Origin of the sequence: Rhizobium sp. YS-1r (genome assembly GCF_000757525.1) — a bacterium.
Taxonomy (GTDB): domain Bacteria; phylum Pseudomonadota; class Alphaproteobacteria; order Rhizobiales; family Rhizobiaceae; genus Neorhizobium; species Neorhizobium petrolearium.
Map to the genome: position 1 here is coordinate 689,344 of NZ_JPYQ01000056.1, position 20,141 is coordinate 709,484.

Consider the following 20,141-nt stretch of genomic DNA (forward strand, 5'->3'; position numbering starts at 1 on the left):
ATCCAAATCGGGACAGGTTGGGGACATCCGCTTGCGGGCGGTGTAGCAGAGTCATGCGTTTAGGGGAATATCCGCCGGCATCGCCGACGGCGCAAGATGATGCGTGGCAAACGCCGGCCCCACCCGGAACCGGGCCGCAAGAACATGTCCGCGATCCCGTCGATGATCCGGAACTGGCCGCCCTTGCCGCGCTTGGTTTCTCCAAACCGTTGCTGTCCATGCTCTCCGACAGGGCGCGGCGAAACGGCACCCGCGCCGAAAGCGAACTGTTGCATAGCGGTCAGGTCAGCGAGGCCGCCTACTACGGTGCAATCGCCCGCTTCCTGCGCCTGCCTTTCGTCGAGACGATCGATCCGACCCTTATCACCGACGCACCCCTACTCGACATGCAGTTGCAACGTCCGAACCAGATCCGCATCAACCACCGGCATCGGGCTCCGCAGGTGGCCGTGGTGCCGGAAGCCGCCAGGCTTGCCGATCTCGGGGCGGCCCTCTCCGCCATGCCGCAGCTTGGCCGGGATCTTGCGATCACGACACCTTCGGCAATCCGCCGGGCGGTCTGGCAGGCTGGAGCCGGACGGCGCGTGCGCGATACGGTCAACGAACTCTTCGACCGCTTCCCTTCCTTCTCGGCGCGCATCGTCCTTTCGGGTCACCAGGGTTTCTATGCCGGGCTCGGGCTCGCAGCGCTCCTCTCCGCACTGATCATCGTGCCTTCGACAACGCTGATTTTCCTTCATGTCCTGCTGTCGCTCATCTATCTGGCATCCCTGCTTCTCAGATTTGCAGCGTTCACCCGACAGCATTTCGGGCAGCCTATGCGGCCGGCCTTGCCGGCACCAGAGGGAACGCTTCCCTGTTATACGGTCATGGTGGCGCTTTACCGCGAGGCGGCGGTGGCCGAGCAACTGATCGCCAGCCTGAAGCGGCTCGACTGGCCGGACGCCCTGCTCGACATCAAGCTTGTCTGCGAAGCTGACGACCACGAGACCATCGCGGCGCTGAAGGCGCTCTCCCCCGGCGCTCATTTCGAAATCATCGAAGTGCCACCTTCGAGCCCGCGCACCAAGCCCAAGGCGCTCACCTATGCGCTCGGCGCTGCGCGCGGAGAATTCCTGGCGATCTACGACGCGGAGGACCGGCCGCATCCGCAACAATTGCGCGAGGCCTATGCACGCTTCAGGGCGATGCCCGCCGAACTCGCCTGCCTGCAGGCGCCGCTGATCATCACCAATGCGAAGGAGTCCTGGATCAGTGCGCTGTTCTCGCTGGAATATTCCGGCCTTTTCCGCGGATTGCTGCCGATGCTGGCAAGAATGCGAATGCCGCTGCCGCTCGGAGGAACTTCCAATCACTTCCGCACCCGATCCCTGCGAGAGGCCGGCGGCTGGGATCCCTTCAATGTCACCGAGGATGCAGACCTCGGGCTGCGCCTCTATCGCCTCGGTTACCGGTCCGATGTCATCGCAAGGCAGACACTGGAGGACGCGCCGACCACCATCCACATCTGGATGGGGCAGCGCAGCCGGTGGTTCAAGGGCTGGCTGCAGACCTGGCTGGTGTTGATGCGCGATCCGCGCCGGCTCATCCGCGAGATGGGCCTGCTGGCCTTCTGTACCTTCCAGCTCATGATCGGCGGCATGCTGATTTCCTCACTCCTGCACCCGCTGATCATCATCTTCATGGGAATCGGCGTCTATTCCATGCTGGAGGCGCCTGCCGATGACGTCCCCGCCGGCGTGCTCTCGCTATTCGTCATCGACAGCATCAACATCCTTGGCAGCTATCTGATCTTCCTGGGACTTGGGATGGGTTCGATGATCCATCACGAAAAGCGGCAGATCGGCTGGCGCTGGACCGGTGTCGCCCTCTACTGGCTGATGACCTCGGCTGCCGCATGGCGGGCGGTGCTGGAGCTGCGCTCGAAGCCCTTTTTCTGGAACAAGACGCCGCATGTCCCCGCCCGCAGAAGGACATGATCCCCTCCGCTCATGCGATTTGCCGCCGTCCGATGTTAGCCCTACGTTAAACTTTCTGCAATTTTATAGTATTGTATGACAAAGGTCGATTAAGACCGGCCACATGATGCGGGCTGTCGCACCTCTCAAGCATTTCCCCCTCTCACTTCCACAAGGCGGCGGTAGACCCGGCGCGGGCAGGACTCCATGTTGCAGAATATGAAAATCCGGACGAAGATCCTTTCGGTCGTCGTTCTTCTCGGGCTCGTTTCGGTGGCGGGCCTGATCTACATCGTGCAGGAATTCAAACACGCCGACGGGAGCTACAGCACGTTCATCGACCATGAAGCGTCGGCCGCCATGCAGGCTTCCCGCGCAAACGCATCTGTGCTGTCGTCGGTCCTTCAGGCGAGCTTCTCGCTGAACATGCCGGCCGGATCGAAGGAGGCGGAGACGGCCGCCAAGGCGGCATCGAAGTTCGGTCAGGCCCGGGAACGCCTGCAGCAGGCGGCCGAGCTCGTGCCGAGCCGGAAAGCGGCGGCGGATGAGCTCATCGCGGATGTCACCGCTCTCGAGCAGGTGACCAAGAAAGCGCTCGACCTGCACAGAGCCGGCGATGAAAAAGGTGCAGCGGACGCAATGGCGCAGATCAGTGCGGGTATCGCCGCCATTACGCCGAAGATGATCGCCAACAACGACGCATTGATGAAGCTTCTGGACGACGGCGGCGATGCGCTCTCCGATACGGTCAACCAGCGCATCAATCTCTGCTTCGCCATCATCGGCATTGCTACCCTCGCGCTGATCGGATTCGGCATCTACGTCGCCCAGGTCGGCCTTGCGGCACCGATCAATAAGCTGAGCGAGCGAATGAAGCTGCTGGCGGAGGGTGATACGGTCAGCGACATCATCGGCCTCGATCGCCGGGACGAAATCGGTTTCATGGCGCAAGCAGTACAGGTCTTCCGCAGCAACGAAATCGAACGCGTCAATCTAGAAGTGCGCGCCACCGCCGATCGCGACCTCAGCGACCGTGAACGCCAGGAGCGCGACGCACAGCGTGCGGCGGAAGCCGGCGAACTGGAACGTGCCATGCGCTCGCTCGGCGAAGGCCTGCGGCGCCTCGCCTCCGGCGACCTCATCTCGCGCCTGGAAACGCCTTTCGCTCCGCATCTCGATTCGCTGCGTGTCGACTTCAACAATTCGGTCGGCACGCTCAACGAGACGATGATCGCGGTCGGCGCGAACGCCACGGCGATCAATGCCGGCGCCAGCGAGATCCGCTCCTCCGCCGATGCGCTTTCCAAACGCACCGAGCAACAGGCCGCTTCGGTCGAGGAGACTGCAGCCGCGCTCGAGGAAATCACAACAACCGTGAAGGACGCGGCAAAGCGGGCCGCGGAAGTGAGCCAGCTTGTGACCCGCACCCGCACCGGCGCCGAGAAATCCAGCGACGTGGTGCGCAAGGCGGTCAATGCGATGCAGGAGATCGAAAAATCGTCCAGTGAGATCTCCAATATCATCGGCGTGATCGACGACATCGCCTTCCAGACCAATCTTCTGGCACTCAATGCCGGTGTGGAGGCGGCCCGCGCGGGTGACGCCGGCAAGGGTTTTGCGGTCGTGGCCCAGGAAGTGCGCGAACTCGCCCAACGTTCGGCCCATGCGGCGAAGGAGATCAAGGCGCTGATCACCACGTCCGGCACGCATGTCCAGACCGGTGTCGCGCTCGTCGATGAAACGGGCAAGGCGCTCGAAACCATCCTTCACGAAGTGCAGGAGATCAACGGTCACGTCCATGCCATCGCGGACGCCTCGCGGGAGCAGTCCATCGGCCTGCAGGAGATCAACACTTCGGTGAACGCGATGGACCAGGGCACGCAGCAGAACGCAGCCATGGTCGAGGAAACGACCGCAGCGAGCCATAGTCTGGCGACCGAAGCGACGGCACTCACCAAGCTGCTCGGCCAGTTCAAGCTGACCGGCACGGGCGGATATGCAACCGCAGCGGCGTCCTTGACCTCGCGGCCGGCTTCGCCGACCACCGCGGCGGCAGCCAAGCCGGCAGTCCGGGCTGCTTCCGATAGCGAGGCCCGTCCGGCTGCATCGCCGGCGCGGGCGCTTGCTCAAACGCTTGCCGGCGCCTTCGGCGGCGGTTCGACAGCAGCAAGCCAGAAAGCCGGATGGACGGAACTCTGAACCGAAGTACGGCAAAGCATCAGTCAGCACGATCAAGGGCGACCCAAGGGCCGCCCTTCCTCCAGAAATACAGGGAACATTTCACACTTCCGCAGGTCAGGTAGAGGTACTGACAATGGAGGGAAAAAATGCACACCTATTATCGTTACCGCAGCGGCGAACCGGCGCCTGGCGCCTTGATCATCAGGTTCTATCATTCCGGAGACCAGATCCGCGGCTATATCAGAAGAGTTGCCGATCCAGCCGAGAACGACACGATCTTCCCCGGCGAAGAGATGGAGCCGGATGACGCCTTTCGGATGGCGGAGAACAAGACCAGGGACCGGACAAGCAACCGATCTTCGTGGAACTTTCAGAGGGAGTAGAATGGAACCCTGCCTGGGGCAAGCTGATGTGATTGTCGGAAAACTGGAGCGGGTGAAGGGAATCGAACCCTCGTATTCAGCTTGGGAAGCTGCTGCTCTACCATTGAGCTACACCCGCTTGCGGGTTGAGACTTTCAACAGATGGGGCTGCGTGTCAAGCGTTCCCGCTTTCGATCATGTACGAAAATGTTTGGAGAGCTTCAGGCCTTGTGCCTGATAGTTCGAACCGACGCCCGTCCCGTAAAGCCCTTCCGGCTTTTCCTGCATATGCTCGTAGACGAGGCGTCCGACGATCTGGCCGTCCTCCAGGATGAAGGGCACTTCATGGCTGCGCACTTCGAGCACCGCCCGGCTGCCGCGGCCGCCTGCGGCTTCATGGCCGAAGCCCGGATCGAAGAAGCCGGCATAATGAACGCGGAATTCGCCGACCAGCGGGTCGAAGGGCGTCATTTCGGCTGCATAGAGAGGTGGAACGTGCACGGCCTCGCGCGAGACAAGGATATAGAATTCATCCGGATCGAGGATCAGTTCGGTGCGGCCGCGGCTATAGAGCGGCTCCCAGAAATCGAAGATGTCGTGCTGGGCTTTCTTGTCGACATCGACCACAGCCGTGTGGTGCTTGCCGCGATAACCGATCAACCCCTCCTCGTCGCCTGTGAGATCGATCGACAACGCGATGCCGCCACCCGAAACGTTCGGCCTGCTGGCGGCGACGAGAATCTGGTCATTGTGGAGTTGCAGTAGCTCCGGCTCGCCGAGCAGGGCATTCCCCACCCGGAAGCGGATCTGCGACAGACGCGAGCCGCGGCGCACGACGATCGGGAAGGTGCGCGGCGAGATTTCGAGATAGAGCGGGCCGGAATAGCCGGCCGGGATCTTGTCGAATTCCTGCGCGTAGTCGGTGATGACGCGGGTAAAAATGTCCAGCCGGCCGGTCGAGCTCTTCGGGTTAGCCGAGGCCGACATGCCGGCCGGCAGGTCGAGCCTTTCCATCAGCGGCACGATATAGACGCAGCCGGTTTCAAGCACCGCACCTTCCGAAAGATCGATCACATGCAGTTTCAGACGGTCGAGCTTGTCGGATACGAGGTGCGTGGGGCCAGGCATGAAGCTCGCGCGGACGCGGAAGGCTTTCGTGCCCAGGCGCAGGTCGAGACTTGCGGGCTGGATCTGATCGAGGTCAAGCTCCCGCTCGGAGGTGAGCCGTCCACTTTTGAAAAGCGCCGCAATCGCGCGGTCCGCCAGAATGCCTGTTTCGCGAGCCATCATGTCTCTTCCGTATTTCAGGTGACAAAACCAAATCGAGACCATTGACGCAAGAAGGCAGCGGGCGTATGGCAGCTTTATCCCGTGGTGATTTGGCCGGTCGGCTTGCAGCCACGTTAAATAAGTGGCTAAAAAGACCGGGTGCCAAACCGGTCTGCTTTTGCGGCCGGTTTTTTTGTTGTTGAAGGTGGGAACTAACATGACCAAGACATGGCGCCCGGCAACCCAGCTCGTTCACGGCGGCACGTTGCGCTCGCAATATGGCGAAACCTCGGAAGCGATCTTCCTGACCCAGGGCTTCGTCTACGATACGTCGGAAGCCGCCGAGGCCCGCTTCAAGGGCGAGACGGACGGCTTCATCTATGCACGCTACGGCAGCCCCACCAACGACATGTTCGAGAAGCGCATGTGCATGCTGGAAGGTGCGGAAGACGCGCGCGCCACCGCCTCCGGCATGGCTGCCGTCACCGCCGCAATCCTCTGCCAGCTGAAGGCCGGCGACCATATCGTCGCCGCACGCGCCCTCTTCGGCTCCTGCCGCTGGGTGGTCGAGACACTCGCTCCGAAATACGGGATCGACTGCACGCTGATCGACGGCCGCTATCTCGAAAACTGGGAAAAGGCGATCACTCCGAAGACCAAGGTCTTCTTCCTGGAAAGTCCGACCAACCCCACACTGGAAGTGGTCGATATCGCCGGCGTCGCCAGGCTTGCCAACCAGATCGGCGCGAAAGTGGTCGTCGACAACGTCTTTGCGACCCCGCTCTTCCAGAAGCCGCTGGAGCTCGGCGCGCATATCGTCGTCTATTCGGCGACCAAGCATATCGACGGCCAGGGCCGCTGCCTCGGCGGCGTGGTGCTGTCCGACAAGGCCTGGATCGACGAGAACCTGCACGACTATTTCCGCCATACCGGCCCGGCCATGTCGCCGTTCAACGCCTGGACGCTTTTGAAGGGGATCGAGACCCTGCCGCTGCGCGTCAAGCAGCAGACGGAGAGCGCCTCGAAGATCGCCGATTTCCTGGCCGAGCAGAGCCAGGTGGCGCAGGTCATCTATCCGGGCCGCAAGGACCATCCGCAGGCCGATATCATCGCCAGGCAGATGACGGGCGGCTCGACGCTCGTCGCCTTCGAGCTGAAGGGCGGCAAGGAAGCCGCCTTCAAACTTCAGAACGCGTTGGAGATCGTCAGAATTTCCAACAATCTGGGCGATTCCAAGAGCCTCATTACCCATCCGGCCACGACGACGCACAAGAACCTGACGGACGAGGCCCGTGCGGAGCTCGGCATTTCGCCCGGCACCGTACGCTTTTCGGCTGGCATCGAAGACACCGAGGACCTGCTCGAGGATTTCGCGAAGGCGCTTTCAGAAGTTACGGCCTAACGATCCGGCGTGGTGAGTCCGGTCTTACCGGATTCACCATATCAGTTATCCCTAATTTCAAGAAACGCTCACACTCCGTTGTTCAAACCGTGAGAATTCTTGACGTTTCAGCAGCCCTGTACAATATCGGCCAGTGTGGTGGATTGAAATTCGCAGTATTGTTCGCGGCAAGCGCTGCGGCGAACTTCCAATCCGAAACCACGCTGGAATTATAAAGCTGCTCATGTTCTTTGGATTCGGAAGTTCGCTCCAAAGTTGCTGCGAAGTATGACGAACTTCGAAATCAGAAACGCAAGTGAGCATTGTTGAGGTGCCGCATGTATCGCGCCCGGACACGAGATATCGAAGTCGCTGTCGAACCCTACTACCTGGAGGAGCAATCCAATCCGGAGGAAAGCCGCTACGTCTGGGGTTACCGCATCGTCATCGAGAATCATTCGCCGATTTCCGTCAGGCTGGTCCATCGCTACTGGCACATCACCGATCAGAACGGTGTGGTGGACGAGGTCGACGGTCCCGGCGTGGTGGGCGAACAGCCACGGCTGAAACCCGGCGATTCCTACGAATATTCCTCGGGCTGCCCGCTCGACACGCCGTCCGGCATGATGTTCGGCCACTACGACATGCAGACAGACGAGGGCGAAACCTTCGAAGTGACCATTCCCGCCTTCTCTCTGGATTCGCCCGGCCTCCTGCGCGTACTCAACTGAACCCGCCGCCCGCGGCGACAACCCCGAGGTTATGGGTTGTGCCGTTTTTTCTATTTGTTGCTCCTTTCCTCCTCCGGCATTCTCAGGCCGTCAAAACGGTCTTTGGGAGGAGCCTTGATGACACGTCCTCTTCTGCTGGCGTCCTGCGCCCTTCTGACGTTGGCGGCCTTCACACCCGCGCTGGCGCAGAACAAAAGCAGCTTCATCGACATGAAGGACAGGCCGGATTTTTCGGCCGCCACTGTCTCGCCGCAGATCGCCTGCGGGATGCTGAACGGCCAATCCCTCGCCGACGTAACCATGCTGAAGGCCACGCATGTGGCAGGCACCGGCACCCTGCCGGGCCATTGCCAGGTGACCGGATATATCCAGCCGCAGATCCGCTTCGAGATCACCCTGCCCGACAACTGGAACCGGCGGCTCTACATGTTCGGCAATGGCGGTTATGCAGGCGAGAAACTCGCCGCGCCATCACGCATCGCCACGCGCGATGCCGCACTTTCGCGAGGTTTCCTGACAGTCCAGCAGAATACCGGACATGACGCAGCCACCTACAAGCTCGGCGATTTCGCCCAGGACCTCGATCTCCTGATCGACTACGGTTCACGTGCCGTGCATGTGACGGTCGAGACGGCGAAGGCAATCGCCGCACGTTATTACGACCGGCACCCTTCCTTCTCCTATTGGGATGGCTGCTCGACAGGCGGGCGCCAGGGACTGATCTCTGCACAGCGTCATCCCGGCGATTTCGACGGCATCCTGGCCGGTGCGCCCGTCCTCGACCTCACCAACACGCAGATATGGGGTGTCTGGAACGCCCGGGCGCTGCTCAAGGCGCCGATCAGCAAGGCGCAGCTTCCCGTGCTGGCCAAGGCCGTGATGGACAAATGCGATGGGATCGACGGCGCCGAGGACGGGCTGATCGCCGACCCGCGTCAATGCAATTTCGATCCTGCCAAGGACCTGAAGACCTGCGAGGCCGGTGGTTCCGACTGCTTCACCAATGCGCAGGTGGAAACGCTGAAGACATTGGCCGGCGGCGTGAGGATCAAGGGCGAGACGATATTTCCCGGCGTGCAACACGGAACCGAGGGCGTCGATGCCTCCGGCACCAGCGGCTGGGACATGTGGATGGTCTCCGAAGAGGGCCCGAGCCGGCAGCTCGCCTATGGAGAAACCTTCGTAAAGAACATGGCCATGCTGCCCGCCTCCGGCAAGGCGATCGACTGGAAGACCTTCGACTTCGACACGGAATATCCGAAGATCGGCATGATCCGGGAGATCGTCGATGCGACCAATCCCGACCTCAGCGAATTCGAAAAGCGCGGCGGGCGGATGATCACCTATTTCGGCTGGTCCGACCCGGCGCTCAACCCGATGATGGGCGTCAATTACTACGAATCCGTCCGCAAGCAGATGGGCGCCGAGCTGACTGCGGAATTCTACCGCCTCTTCATGGTACCCGGCATGTACCACTGTAGCATGGGCTACGGCACGGACGTCTTTGACGCCTTTACGCCGCTGATGGATTGGGTGGAAAACGGCAAGCCGCCGGAGGTGATACAGGCCGCTCAGGTGAAGGACGGCAAGCCTGCCATGACACGGCCGCTCTGCCCCTATCCGCAGGTCGCAAAATATTCCGGCAGCGGCGACCTCAAGGACGGCACCAACTTCCAGTGCAAGATGCCATGAGACGAAAAAGGCGGGAGGAAACTCCCGCCTTCGACTTCAAGCCTCGGCGAATTCGGCCGCTTCGTAGCGATACGTGGTCGAGCAGAACTCGCAGGTGACGGCGATATGGCCATCTTCCTGGCTCGCCTCGATCTCCTCGGCGGTAAAGCCGTTCAGCACGCTCTTGATCTTCTCGCGCGAACAACTGCAGCGGTCATAGACGGTCTGCGGTTCGTAGACCCTCACCCCGCGCTCGTGGAACAGCCGGAACAGCAACCGCTCGATCGGGACCTGCGGGTCCGTCAGCTCGTCCGTGTCGATCGTCTCCACCAAGGTACGCGCTTCCGTCCAGGCATCGTCCTCCGTGAAATCGAGCTCGCGCTCGTCGCCGTCACCGCCATGCAGGTCCGGCTGGCGCATGCGTTCCGGCGCCTGCGGCAGGAACTGGGCGACCAATCCGCCAGCCCGCCAGTTGTGGCGCGGCCTGCCCTCGGCATCACGGTCGAAAAGCTCGGCAACACCCAGACGAACCCTGGTCGGAATCTGCTCCGACTGGCGGAAATAGACGTCGGCAATTTCCTCGAGCGAGGAACCGTCGAGCGGCACGATGCCCTGATAGGGCTGCATGCCCCTGCCCTGATCGATGGTGAAGGCAAGTACGCCGTTGCCCAGGAGATCGGGCGGAGAGGTCCGATCTTCCTCGATGGCCTCGGCAAGCGCCTCTTCGTCATAGCGGGCATAGGCGCGCAGAGCATCGGGCGTGGAAAAGTCAGCGACCAGCAAGTCGACCGGACCGTCGCCTTTGGTCTGGACGGTGAACTTGCCATCGAATTTCAACGAGGTGCCGAGCAGCGCGGTCAGCACGATCGCCTCGGCAAGCAAACGTGCAACCGGCGCCGGATATTCATGGCGGCCGAGAATGGCGTTGAGCAACGGCCCAAGCTGAACTGCCCGTCCACGTACGTCCAAGCCTTCCACCTGGAAGGGAACGACGCGGTCATCTCCGGCAAAATCGAGATCGTTCAGTACCACAGTCGCTTCCGCCATGACTTCACTCCTTCGCGCCAACAGTCTTACACAAGCGCCAGCCCGAGCGGAACCGCTGGCTGGAGGAAAAGACGTGACGATGTATGTTGAAACGCCGCTTCTTAAAAACGCGGCGCGATTGACAGCCGGTAGATGGGACCGGCTTCATTGAAAATCAAGACTGCGCGCAACGAGGCTCAGACAGCGCCAAAGCACCAGGCGAGAATGGACTTCTGGGCATGCAGGCGGTTTTCCGCCTCGTCGAAAACGACCGACTGCGGACCATCGATCACCTCGTCGGTGACTTCCTCGCCGCGATGAGCGGGCAGGCAATGCATGAAGAGTGCGTCCTTGTCCGCCCGTTTCATCAGCGCGCCGTTGACCTGGTAGGGCTGGAAGATGTTGTGGCCACGCGCCTTGTGCTCCTGGTTCATGGAAACCCAGGTGTCCGTGACGACGAGATCGGCGCCGGCGACCGCGCGTTCGGCATCGTGGCAGAGCATGATATCGCCGCCGTTGTCGCGCGCCCAGTTCAGGAACTTGTCATGCGGTTCGGAACCCATCGGCACCGCCATATTCATGCGATAGCCGAAACGAGCAGCGCCTTCCACGAAAGAATGCAGGACGTTGTTGCCGTCGCCCGTCCAGGCGAAGGTCTTGCCCTTCACCGGACCACGATGCTCCTCGAAGGTCATCAGGTCGGCCATGATCTGGCAGGGATGGGTGTCGTCCGTCAGGCCGTTGATGACCGGCACGGTCGCATGTTCGGCCATCTCCATAAGGCGCGAATGATCGGTGGTGCGGATCATGATCGCATCGACATAGCGGGAGAGGACTTTTGCCGTATCACCGATCGTCTCGGCGCGACCGAGCTGCATTTCAGTGCCGGAAAGAAAGAGCGTCTCGCCGCCGAGCTGGCGCATGCCGACATCGAAGGAAACGCGGGTGCGCGTCGAAGGCTTTTCGAAGATCATCGCCAGCATCTTGCCGGCAAGCGGCTTTTCCGCCGTGCCCGCCTTGGTCGCCTGCTTGCGGGTCTTGGCATCGTCGAGGATCGTCCTCAGATCCGCCGAGGACATGGCGGAAAGATCGAGAAAATGTTTCGGTGCGGCCATCTTACGGTTCCCTATAGAGAGGGAACCATCAAATGGCGCCCCCTTCTGCCCCTCAGGCTGATTTCTTCAGTTCGGCGGAGGAAAGCTTTTCCGCCGCCTTTTCAAGACGGGCAAGCCCCTCGCGGGCCTCCTCGACGGTAACGGTCAGCGGCGGCAGGAGGCGCACCACATTGTCGCCGGCCGGAACGCCCAGCATATGTTCGCCGCGCATCGCCGCAACGAGATCGCCCGCCGGCACCTTCGCCTTGATACCGAGGAGCAGACCTTCGCCGCGGATTTCCTCGATGACATCGGGGAAGCGATCCTTGAGGCCGGCAAGCCCCTGGCGGAAGATCAACGATACGTCGCGCACATTTTCCAGGAAACCGTCGGCAAGGATGACATCCAGCACGGCATTGCCGACCGCCATGGCGAGCGGGTTGCCGCCATAGGTCGTACCATGGGTACCAGCCGTCATCCCCGACGCCGCATCCGCGGTCGCGAGGCAGGCGCCGAGCGGGAAGCCGCCGCCGATGCCCTTGGCGAGTGCCATGATATCCGGCGTGACGCCCGACCACTCGTAGGCGAAGAGTTTGCCGGTGCGACCGACGCCCGTCTGCACTTCGTCGAAAACCAGGAGCAGGCCCTTGTCGTCGCAGATCTTGCGCAGCGCAGCCAAGAATTCCTTCGGAACCGGACGGATGCCGCCCTCGCCCTGGATGGGCTCGATCAGGATCGCAGCCGTCTTTTCCGTGATGACCGCGTTCAACGCGTCCAGATCGCCGAAAGGCACCTGGTCGAACCCTTCGACCTTGGGCCCGAAGCCTTCCAGATATTTCGCCTGACCACCTGCGGCGATGGTCGCAAGCGTGCGGCCGTGGAAGGCGCCTTCGAAGGTCACGATATGGAACCGCTCCGGATGACCCTTCACATACTGATAACGGCGGGCTGTCTTGATGGCGCATTCCAGCGCCTCCGCACCGGAATTCGTGAAGAACACCTTATCCGCGAAGGATTTCCCGACGAGGCGGCGCGACAGTGTCTCCTGCCCGGGCACTTCATAAAGATTGGAGGTATGCCAGACCTTCTCGGCCTGCGCCTTCAGCGCTTCGACGAGATGCGGATGGGCATGACCAAGCGAGTTGACCGCGACACCCGATCCGAAGTCGAGATATCGCTCCCCGCCTTCCGTCACGAGCCATACACCCTCGCCACGCTCGAAACGCAACGGGGCCCGGGCAAAGGTGTCGAAAAGCGCGGCTTCAGCCATGGCGACATCACTCCTCTAGGCAATCCAAAAAGCCGTGGAACCGGCCAAAAAATCAAAAATGCCGCCCACTGGGCGGCGGTCGCACTATCGATGTTTAGGCTATGAATGTCAACAAACCGCGGTATTTTGCGTGACCTTGGCTAAGAAACAGGCAGGCGCCTTCAGATGTGACAAAAATGACTCTCCCGAACAGCAAGTTGGGGAAAACCACGAAATCGATTCCTGCAGATTCCTCCGACTCTTGCCACGGAGTCAGCCTCACACTAGGTTAATCGTCAATTACTAGACTGCATGCGGCGGAACTAGTCACCTCAAGCATAGATGTAGTGGGTGCTGCGGAATGATGTCCTCAGCAAAGGTGGAAGGATTCTGCATGCCTGCAACGTTCAACGGCGGAGAACGGGCATGAACTGGACAGACGAGCGTGTCGAGAAACTCAAGAGATTGTGGTCGGAAGGCCTTAGCGCCAGCCAGATCGCTGCGCAATTGGGGGGCGTGAGCCGCAATGCCGTGATCGGCAAAGTGCATCGCCTCAGCCTGCCGGGCCGGGCGAAGGCCGGCGGCACCGTGGCAACCGGTCGCAGCACCACCAAGCGCACGACGTCTGCCCCAAGGGCTCCGAACTACGCCTCCCGGGTTACGACCCGGACCGTCGCCCGTGCTGTCGGCGCGACCGTCATGAAGGAGGAGATCGAGGTCGACTCCTTCCAGGAAATGGAATACGTGCCGGCCGGCAATGTCGTGGTGCCGATTTCCCGCCGCCTGGCACTGACGGAACTCACCGAGCGCACCTGCAAATGGCCCGTCGGCGATCCGCTCAAGGAAGACTTCCACTTCTGCGGCTGCGACTCCCCGGATTCCTCACCTTATTGCAATTACCATGCCCGGCTCGCCTATCAGCCGGTGCACGACCGCCGCAGAGCCGCCGCCCGAGCCTGAAGAACCGGCACGAAGATGAATTGAAAGCGGGCTTCGAGGCCCGCTTTTTTTGCGCATGACAGCCATGCCCTCCAACACTTGCCGATTGCTTCGAAAGCACCTATCTCAACGGAGCGAGGACGGCCTCCCCCATATTGGGCCAAGACTTCGGGACGACCCGGAACCAACCCATTCGGGGAGTATCATGCGCTCGACCAGCGACCGTATCCGCCACGCCATCAGCTTCGAAATTATCGCGCTGCTCATCGTCACGCCGCTCGGTGCGCTTGCCTTCGGCAAGCCGGTCTCCGACATCGGCGTTATCGCGATCGGCGGTGCGACGATCGCCACCGGCTGGAACTACCTCTACAATCTCGGTTTCGACCACCTGATGCGGCGGCTGACCGGAGGCACCCACAAGACGCCGGCAATTCGCGCAGGGCATGCCATCCTTTTCGAGGTGGGCCTGCTCGTCGTGCTTCTGCCGTTCGTTGCCTGGTATCTCGATATCAGCCTGTGGGAAGCGCTGATCATGGATCTCGCCTTTGCCGCCTTCTACGTCGTCTATGCCTTCGTCTTCAACTGGGCCTATGACCGGCTTTTCCCGCTGCCGGAATGGCAGAAGGCAGAGGCGCGTTAATGCGCGCCTCTTTTTCAGCCGTCAGGATTCCATAAGACAGGCTGTGAGTGCGAAAAGGACCATCCGCTGCCTTGCAGGCATCCGGTTTAGATCAGAACCTCACGGTGAATTCGCTTCCCTTGCCGACTTCCGACTTCACAATCAGGCGCGCCCGGTGACGAGTAAGGATATGCTTGACGATCGCAAGCCCGAGACCGGTGCCCTTCTTTGAGCGGCTGTCGGCAACGCTGACCCGGTAGAAACGCTCCGTCAGCCGCGGAACGTGCTCGGCGGGTATGCCTGGCCCCTGATCCACGACGCTCACCTCAACCGGCTTCGACGGTCCCTTCTTAAGATAAACATCGACGAACTTGCCTTCCTGACCATATTTGCAAGCATTCTCGATCAGGTTCTCGAAAACCTGGACGAGCTCGTCGCGATCACCCAGAACCTCGACCTTGCCCTCCGGCAGGTGCGTGCGGATTTCCACCCCGAGGTCTTCGGCAAGCGGCAGAAGCGCATCCCGCACGTGACCGATCAGGGGCCTCAGATCGACGGTCTGGTCAGGGGCGATATGGGATTTGAGCTCCAGGCGCGAAAGCGACATCAGGTCGTCGACGAGGCGGCTCATCCGCGTCGCCTGATCGAACATGATGGCAAGGAACCGCTCCTGGGCTGCCGGGTCGGACCGCGCCGGTCCTTGCAGCGTCTCGATGAAACCCCTCAGCGACGCAAGCGGCGTGCGTAATTCATGGCTTGCATTGGCGACGAAATCCGAACGCATCCGATCGATGCGGCGCAGTTCCGAAATGTCCTTGAACGACAGAAGGTAGAATTTCTGCACCTCGTCGTCCGGGGTCTCGGGCGCCCGCTGGCCGAGATCGATCGGCGCGACGCGCAGCATATAGACGCGTTCGGAAGGCAGGCGTTCGGAATGCTCGATCTGGTTCGGCTCGTCCGTGGCGATGGTCTCGCGCACCATGTCGAGAATGCCGGGCGAGCGTAACTTCGCGGAAAGATGCGAACCGGTGGGCAACGCACCGAAAGCCTTTTCCGCCGCCTTGTTCTGAAAAAGTACGGAGGCATCCTGCCCTAACACGAAAGCCGGAATATCCAGCGCTCCGAGGGTTGCAGCCACCTGCGGCAAAGGATCGAAAACCGGTTCCTCCTCTTCGACAACCTCCGGCTCCTCGACCGGCAAGACGGCCGGCTTGCGGGCCACCACGACGAGGATCAGGAGCAGCCAGCCGGCAAGCACACCCGGCCATGCCATACCGGCCAGAAGAGCGAGGGAGGCGACGAGCGTCAGGAGCAATAGCAAAGGCCGTTCCTGGCGAGCCCGGACAACCATCTCGCCCACACTCCGCCACCATTTTTCCAATACCGACTCCACGATCCGACTCGCCGTTCTCACAAGTTGAACACGCGCACATATATGCCTTGCGTGACAGATATACATCGCCTCCAATGGACCGATAAAAAAAACCGCGCTCACATGACAGTAGCCGGATTTCGAACCTGCGTTACATTTGAAAGTCGCTCTGTCTGCAACATTGAAGGAAGGGAATCATGGTGGATGTGACAGGAAGCCGGGCAGTCGACCTCAGGATCGGTGACAAGATCAGGCGGTTCGACATCGATGATCCGAAGCTGCCGGATTGGGTCGAAGACAATGCACTTGGCTCCGGCCGCTATCCCTATGACGACAAGATGGATGAGGACAAATACGAGAAGCAGCTCGAAAAGCTGCAGATCGAGCTCGTGAAGGTGCAGTTCTGGCTGAAGTCGACCGGCAAGCGGCTGATGGCGCTCTTCGAGGGCCGTGACGCCGCCGGCAAAGGCGGCACGATCTTCTCCATCCACGCCTATCTCAATCCGCGTTCAGCCCGGGTCGTGGCGCTCAGCAAACCGACCGAGACCGAAGCGGGGCAGTGGTATTTCCAGCGCTATATCGCGCATTTCCCGACTTCCGGCGAGATCGTGCTCTTCGACCGCTCCTGGTATAACCGCGCCGGCGTCGAACCGGTCATGGGTTTTTGCACGCCGGAACAATATAAAGACTTCATGAAGGCGGTACCGCGCTTCGAAGACACCATCTTCGATGAAGGCATCATCTTCTTCAAATTCTATCTGGATATCGGCCGCGAGATGCAGCTCAAGCGTTTCCATGAGCGCAGGCATGACCCGCTGAAGATCTGGAAGCTCTCGCCGATGGATATCGCCGCGCTCAACAAGTGGGACGACTATACCGAAAAGCGCGACGCGATGCTCGAAAAGACGCACGAGAAGGAAACGCCCTGGACGATCGTGCGGGCGAACGACAAGCGCCGCGCCCGCATCAATGTCATCCGCCATATGCTGCAGTCACTCGACTACGACGGCAAGGACAAGAGCGCCATCGACGAGGTCGATGACAAGATCCTGGGCTTCGGGCCGAAATTCCTGAAATAGGACTATTGGCCCGGCAGGATGCGCACCGAATAAAGCAGCACCGGCCGGTCGGCGCCGTCGAGGCCGCTGTTGACGATCAGGCGGCCGGGGCTGTTGGGCGCCAGCGACCGTTCGAAGGTGACGCGGAAGAGCGCATCCTGCTTCTCCTGCGTTGCCGTGAACCGATGGCGGCTGCAATTGCCGAGACTGCCGAAATCACAGCGCACCGACAGTTGCACGGAATTGTCCTGGGCCGATTGCAGCGTCAGCGCCACCGTCGAGCTCTTGCCGGCCATCTCACGCAACACTTCCGGCGGTACATCGATTGCCACGTCGCCGCCTTCGCCGGGCGTGGCGGATACGATGCGGACGGCCTGTCCCTCGGCCCCCGCCACGGCCTCCACCTGCGCCCGGTCCCCAGGCTTCAGCTCCGCAACCCGGGAGGGAACGAAGATTTCCGCCCAGTCATCGGAAAACCCGCTGCGCGGATCAAAGGCTATCGGTCCCTCTCCCGATCCTGTGGCGGTGGCCCGGTCGGCCGCCTTCATCGCCTCCTCGATAAACGACTGCACCATGCCGGACTGATAAAACCACCAGCAGGCGCCACCGACGACGGCGAGCGTGATCAGCCATGTCATGAGATGCGAGAGGAAACCGCGGCGCCGGCGCGGCTTCGCAGCGCGCTCCGGCGGAACGTCCAGGGTCGTGCCGGAAGGTGGTGCCGGCGTCTTCTTTGTCTTTGCAGCCTTGGCGGGCTTCGCTTCCGGCACGGCCTCGAGGCGCTCTGCACGGGCAGCACCGAGACCGCCGAGATCGCCGGAAGACCCCATCGGCGCGGCTGCGGCCGCCTCAACCGGGGGAGCGGTGGAAGCAGCAGGCGCGGTCGCCGCCGATCGCGTTTCGCCATCGAGCATGACCTCCGGCTCCCGCCTTGCCGGCTCGGAAGCGGCGGTCGTCTGGACAGGCGGATCCACACGCTGTGGTTCCGGATCATAGGGAAGTTCGGTATCGAGTTCGAGGACAGGCATCGGCGCCGGTTGCTCCAGGCGCCGAAGTTCCTCCGCCTCGATCTCCTGAATTTTCCGCTCCAGCAGTTCCTGCTGCTGCATGATGGTCAGCCGGTCGGAGACGCCCTGCTTGCGAAGACCGGCATCCAGCGCCTGTCGTGCCGACTGATAAATACGGGCCCTGACATCCCGGTTCAACCGGTCCGAGCGTTCCAGTGCGTTCCTGATGGCCGTTTCCAAACCGCTCACTGCCGGTCCTTCTTCCTTCTTGTTCCCGACACACGGGTATTCACGTTTCGGTAACCTCTCCGCAGAAGAACTGCAAGCGCCGCCTGCCCGCTGCACCATGGCGAAAAATAAGGTGAGCTTATGTTCCGGCCTGCCCCTGGCGATTTCAGGATCGCCACGGTTGAAAAATTTTACACCGACTTTTCGCGCCCCGCAGCATCTGCTAGGGAGATTTACGTTTGCGTAAAAGTAAATCGGGAGGGACTTACCGCATGCTTCCAGCAATCCTCAAGGACAGGCTGCGCCTGCCCGTGGTCGCGTCGCCGCTTTTCATCATCTCCCATCCGGAACTGACCCTGGCGCAGTGCAAGGCCGGCGTGGTCGGCGCCTTTCCGGCCCTCAACGCCCGGCCGGAAAGCCAGCTCGACGAATGGCTGGCGATGATCACCGAGGATCTGGCCGCCTACAATGCCGCGAACCCGGAAAGGCCCGCAGCTCCCTTTGCAGTCAACCAGATCGTGCACACCTCCAACAAGCGGCTGGAGCACGATCTCATGATGTGCGTGAAATACAAGGTTCCGATCGTCATCTCCTCGCTCGGTGCAGTGCCGGAGGTCAACGCTGCAGTGCATTCCTATGGTGGCATCGTACTTCATGACGTCATCAACAACCGCCACGCCAATTCAGCAATCCGCAAGGGCGCGGACGGGCTGATCGCGGTCGCAGCCGGCGCCGGAGGCCATGCCGGCACGCTATCGCCTTTCGCCTTGGTGCAGGAAATCCGCGAATGGTTCGACGGTCCTCTGCTGCTTGCGGGCGCAATCGCCACCGGCGGGGGGGTTCTGGCCGCCGAAGCCATGGGAGCGGACATGGCCTATATCGGCTCGCCCTTCATCGCCACCCATGAAGCGCGCGCTTCCGAAAGCTACAAGCAGATGATGGTCGATTCGAACGCCGCCGACATCGTCTATTCGAATTATTTCACCGGGGTTCACGGCAATTATCTCAAAGGCTCCATACGGGCCATGGGCATGGATCCGGATGCCTTGCCCGCCGCCGACCCGTCGAAGATGGATTTCGACAAGGCGGTGAGCGGGCCGAAGGCCTGGAAGGAAATCTGGGGTGCGGGACAGGGCGTCGGCGCAGTCAAAGCGGTGGTTCCCGTGGCCGAACTCATCGATCGGCTGGAGAGCGAGTACCGAACGGCACGGAAGCGCCTCGCGCTTTGAGCCCGGCCCTCGACGAGGAAGGCGCATTTCAGGAAAATCGCAGAGCGGATCAAATCCCGGCTTGAAATCGCAAGTTTTTGCCTGTATCAGCCGCATCACTTGCAGCCGGCCAAGCCGCCCGCTGCCCGTGCCGCTTTAGCTCAGTCGGTAGAGCACATCATTCGTAATGATGGGGTCACGTGTTCGAGTCACGTAAGCGGCACCATTTTTCTTCAAGCACGTGGAAATTTCCATTCCCAGGCCGGCCGGCATCGGGCTGCCGAGCATGGCGTCTCATCCCGCTGCGGCGTCCGAATCCGCCTCCGCAAAGAGCGCCTGCAGTTCCATCTGAACCGCATGCATGAACAAACCTGCCTGCCGCGATATCTCTTCCTCCGCCATTCCCTGCCCCCTGAGCGCTGCGGCAAAGCCTGTGATCTCCGATCGCCAGAAATGGTTTGCGGCCTCCCCATGGAGCCGCCGGAGGGCTTCTGCGCATCGTCTTACATCGCCGGTGCGCCGATCGGCCGGGAACTGCAGAACCGTCATTTCATCTCCATCACTGTTACGCGAATCGCCTGAGAATGCCGGCACCATCGCCGCCGATCCTTCACAAAGGGTGAACCGGTCCACCGGGCGTATTTCCCGCAGCCTCTCGCCGGAACCACCCCGCAAGGCCATTGAAGCACGCCTCACCAGGCCGGGGAGCGTTTTTTTCCACGAAATTCGCAAAATACGCCTTTTTGTCAGGTCGGGCGTCCGATCAGGCGAATAGCCGAGATCGAGTG

Annotated in this window: 17 protein-coding genes, 2 tRNA genes and 1 riboswitch; of the genes, 11 read left to right on the plus strand and 8 right to left on the minus strand. The window is 61.3% G+C overall.

Annotation, left to right across the window (positions count from 1 at the left end):
• Positions 1-53 precede the first annotated feature (53 nt).
• The 3 genes from JL39_RS28970 to JL39_RS28980 all read left to right on the plus strand — a co-directional run bounded on the left by JL39_RS28970 (position 54) and on the right by JL39_RS28980 (position 4,522).
• Positions 54-1,979 carry a glycosyltransferase family 2 protein gene (locus JL39_RS28970; protein ID WP_037159005.1) on the plus strand — a complete coding sequence of 642 codons (1,926 nt, stop codon included), beginning with the start codon at positions 54-56 and terminating at the stop codon, positions 1,977-1,979.
• A 186-nt stretch (positions 1,980-2,165) separates the two neighbouring features.
• Entirely contained in the window at positions 2,166-4,157 is a 1,992-nt protein-coding gene (locus tag JL39_RS28975) for a methyl-accepting chemotaxis protein (RefSeq protein ID WP_037159009.1), read from the plus strand.
• A 128-nt stretch (positions 4,158-4,285) separates the two neighbouring features.
• Positions 4,286-4,522 carry a hypothetical protein gene (locus JL39_RS28980; RefSeq protein ID WP_348270571.1) on the plus strand — a complete coding sequence of 79 codons (237 nt, stop codon included), beginning with the start codon at positions 4,286-4,288 and terminating at the stop codon, positions 4,520-4,522.
• Positions 4,523-4,566: 44 nt separating this feature from the next.
• On the opposite strand, the gene JL39_RS28985 is transcribed toward JL39_RS28980, so the two are convergent.
• Positions 4,567-4,640 (minus strand) — tRNA-Gly (locus JL39_RS28985).
• A 56-nt stretch (positions 4,641-4,696) separates the two neighbouring features.
• Positions 4,697-5,791 (minus strand): 2'-deoxycytidine 5'-triphosphate deaminase, encoded by a 1,095-nt coding sequence (locus JL39_RS28990; protein ID WP_037159012.1) that lies wholly within the window; start codon positions 5,789-5,791, stop codon positions 4,697-4,699.
• Between the two features lie 71 nt (positions 5,792-5,862).
• Positions 5,863-5,941: riboswitch (SAM riboswitch) on the plus strand.
• Positions 5,942-5,987: 46 nt separating this feature from the next.
• Between JL39_RS28990 and JL39_RS28995 the strand changes: the two genes are divergently transcribed.
• From JL39_RS28995 to JL39_RS29005, 3 genes are all read left to right on the plus strand, one after another.
• Positions 5,988-7,172: an O-succinylhomoserine sulfhydrylase gene (locus tag JL39_RS28995; protein ID WP_037159015.1), complete on the plus strand. Its 1,185-nt coding sequence runs from the start codon at positions 5,988-5,990 to the stop codon at positions 7,170-7,172.
• A gap of 317 nt (positions 7,173-7,489) precedes the next feature.
• On the plus strand, positions 7,490-7,882 hold the full coding sequence (gene apaG, locus JL39_RS29000; protein ID WP_037159018.1) for a Co2+/Mg2+ efflux protein ApaG: 393 nt from the start codon (positions 7,490-7,492) through the stop codon (positions 7,880-7,882).
• A 117-nt stretch (positions 7,883-7,999) separates the two neighbouring features.
• Positions 8,000-9,574 (plus strand): tannase/feruloyl esterase family alpha/beta hydrolase, encoded by a 1,575-nt coding sequence (locus JL39_RS29005; RefSeq protein ID WP_037159021.1) that lies wholly within the window; start codon positions 8,000-8,002, stop codon positions 9,572-9,574.
• 36 nt (positions 9,575-9,610) lie between these two features.
• On the opposite strand, the gene JL39_RS29010 is transcribed toward JL39_RS29005, so the two are convergent.
• From JL39_RS29010 to JL39_RS29020, 3 genes are all read right to left on the minus strand, one after another.
• On the minus strand, positions 9,611-10,600 hold the full coding sequence (locus JL39_RS29010; protein ID WP_037159024.1) for an Hsp33 family molecular chaperone: 990 nt from the start codon (positions 10,598-10,600) through the stop codon (positions 9,611-9,613).
• Positions 10,601-10,776: 176 nt separating this feature from the next.
• On the minus strand, positions 10,777-11,694 hold the full coding sequence (gene argF / locus JL39_RS29015; RefSeq protein WP_037159027.1) for an ornithine carbamoyltransferase: 918 nt from the start codon (positions 11,692-11,694) through the stop codon (positions 10,777-10,779).
• 52 nt (positions 11,695-11,746) lie between these two features.
• Positions 11,747-12,943 (minus strand): aspartate aminotransferase family protein, encoded by a 1,197-nt coding sequence (locus JL39_RS29020; RefSeq protein WP_037159028.1) that lies wholly within the window; start codon positions 12,941-12,943, stop codon positions 11,747-11,749.
• 405 nt (positions 12,944-13,348) lie between these two features.
• Here JL39_RS29020 and JL39_RS29025 point away from each other — a divergent pair, with 405 nt between their 5' ends.
• On the plus strand, positions 13,349-13,882 hold the full coding sequence (locus JL39_RS29025; RefSeq protein ID WP_037159029.1) for a GcrA family cell cycle regulator: 534 nt from the start codon (positions 13,349-13,351) through the stop codon (positions 13,880-13,882).
• Positions 13,883-14,066: 184 nt separating this feature from the next.
• Positions 14,067-14,501 carry a PACE efflux transporter gene (locus JL39_RS29030; RefSeq protein WP_037159030.1) on the plus strand — a complete coding sequence of 145 codons (435 nt, stop codon included), beginning with the start codon at positions 14,067-14,069 and terminating at the stop codon, positions 14,499-14,501.
• A 91-nt stretch (positions 14,502-14,592) separates the two neighbouring features.
• Here JL39_RS29030 and phoR read toward each other — a convergent pair whose 3' ends face one another.
• Positions 14,593-15,831: a phosphate regulon sensor histidine kinase PhoR gene (gene phoR / locus JL39_RS29035; RefSeq protein ID WP_037159031.1), complete on the minus strand. Its 1,239-nt coding sequence runs from the start codon at positions 15,829-15,831 to the stop codon at positions 14,593-14,595.
• A gap of 218 nt (positions 15,832-16,049) precedes the next feature.
• Between phoR and ppk2 the strand changes: the two genes are divergently transcribed.
• Complete coding sequence (gene ppk2, locus JL39_RS29040) at positions 16,050-16,931, plus strand: polyphosphate kinase 2 (RefSeq protein ID WP_037159032.1); 882 nt, start codon at positions 16,050-16,052, stop codon at positions 16,929-16,931.
• Positions 16,932-16,933: 2 nt separating this feature from the next.
• Here ppk2 and JL39_RS29045 read toward each other — a convergent pair whose 3' ends face one another.
• A complete protein-coding gene (locus JL39_RS29045) occupies positions 16,934-18,166 on the minus strand; it encodes a hypothetical protein (protein ID WP_037159034.1) in 1,233 nt (410 codons plus the stop codon).
• A gap of 251 nt (positions 18,167-18,417) precedes the next feature.
• On the opposite strand from JL39_RS29045, the gene JL39_RS29050 reads away from it, so the two are divergent.
• A complete protein-coding gene (locus JL39_RS29050) occupies positions 18,418-19,374 on the plus strand; it encodes a nitronate monooxygenase family protein (RefSeq protein WP_037159035.1) in 957 nt (318 codons plus the stop codon).
• A gap of 129 nt (positions 19,375-19,503) precedes the next feature.
• Positions 19,504-19,579: transfer RNA gene (locus JL39_RS29055), tRNA-Thr, on the plus strand.
• Between the two features lie 68 nt (positions 19,580-19,647).
• Here the strand turns inward: JL39_RS29055 and JL39_RS29060 are convergent.
• On the minus strand, positions 19,648-19,902 hold the full coding sequence (locus JL39_RS29060) for a DUF6074 family protein (protein ID WP_037159996.1): 255 nt from the start codon (positions 19,900-19,902) through the stop codon (positions 19,648-19,650).
• Positions 19,903-20,141 lie beyond the last annotated feature (239 nt).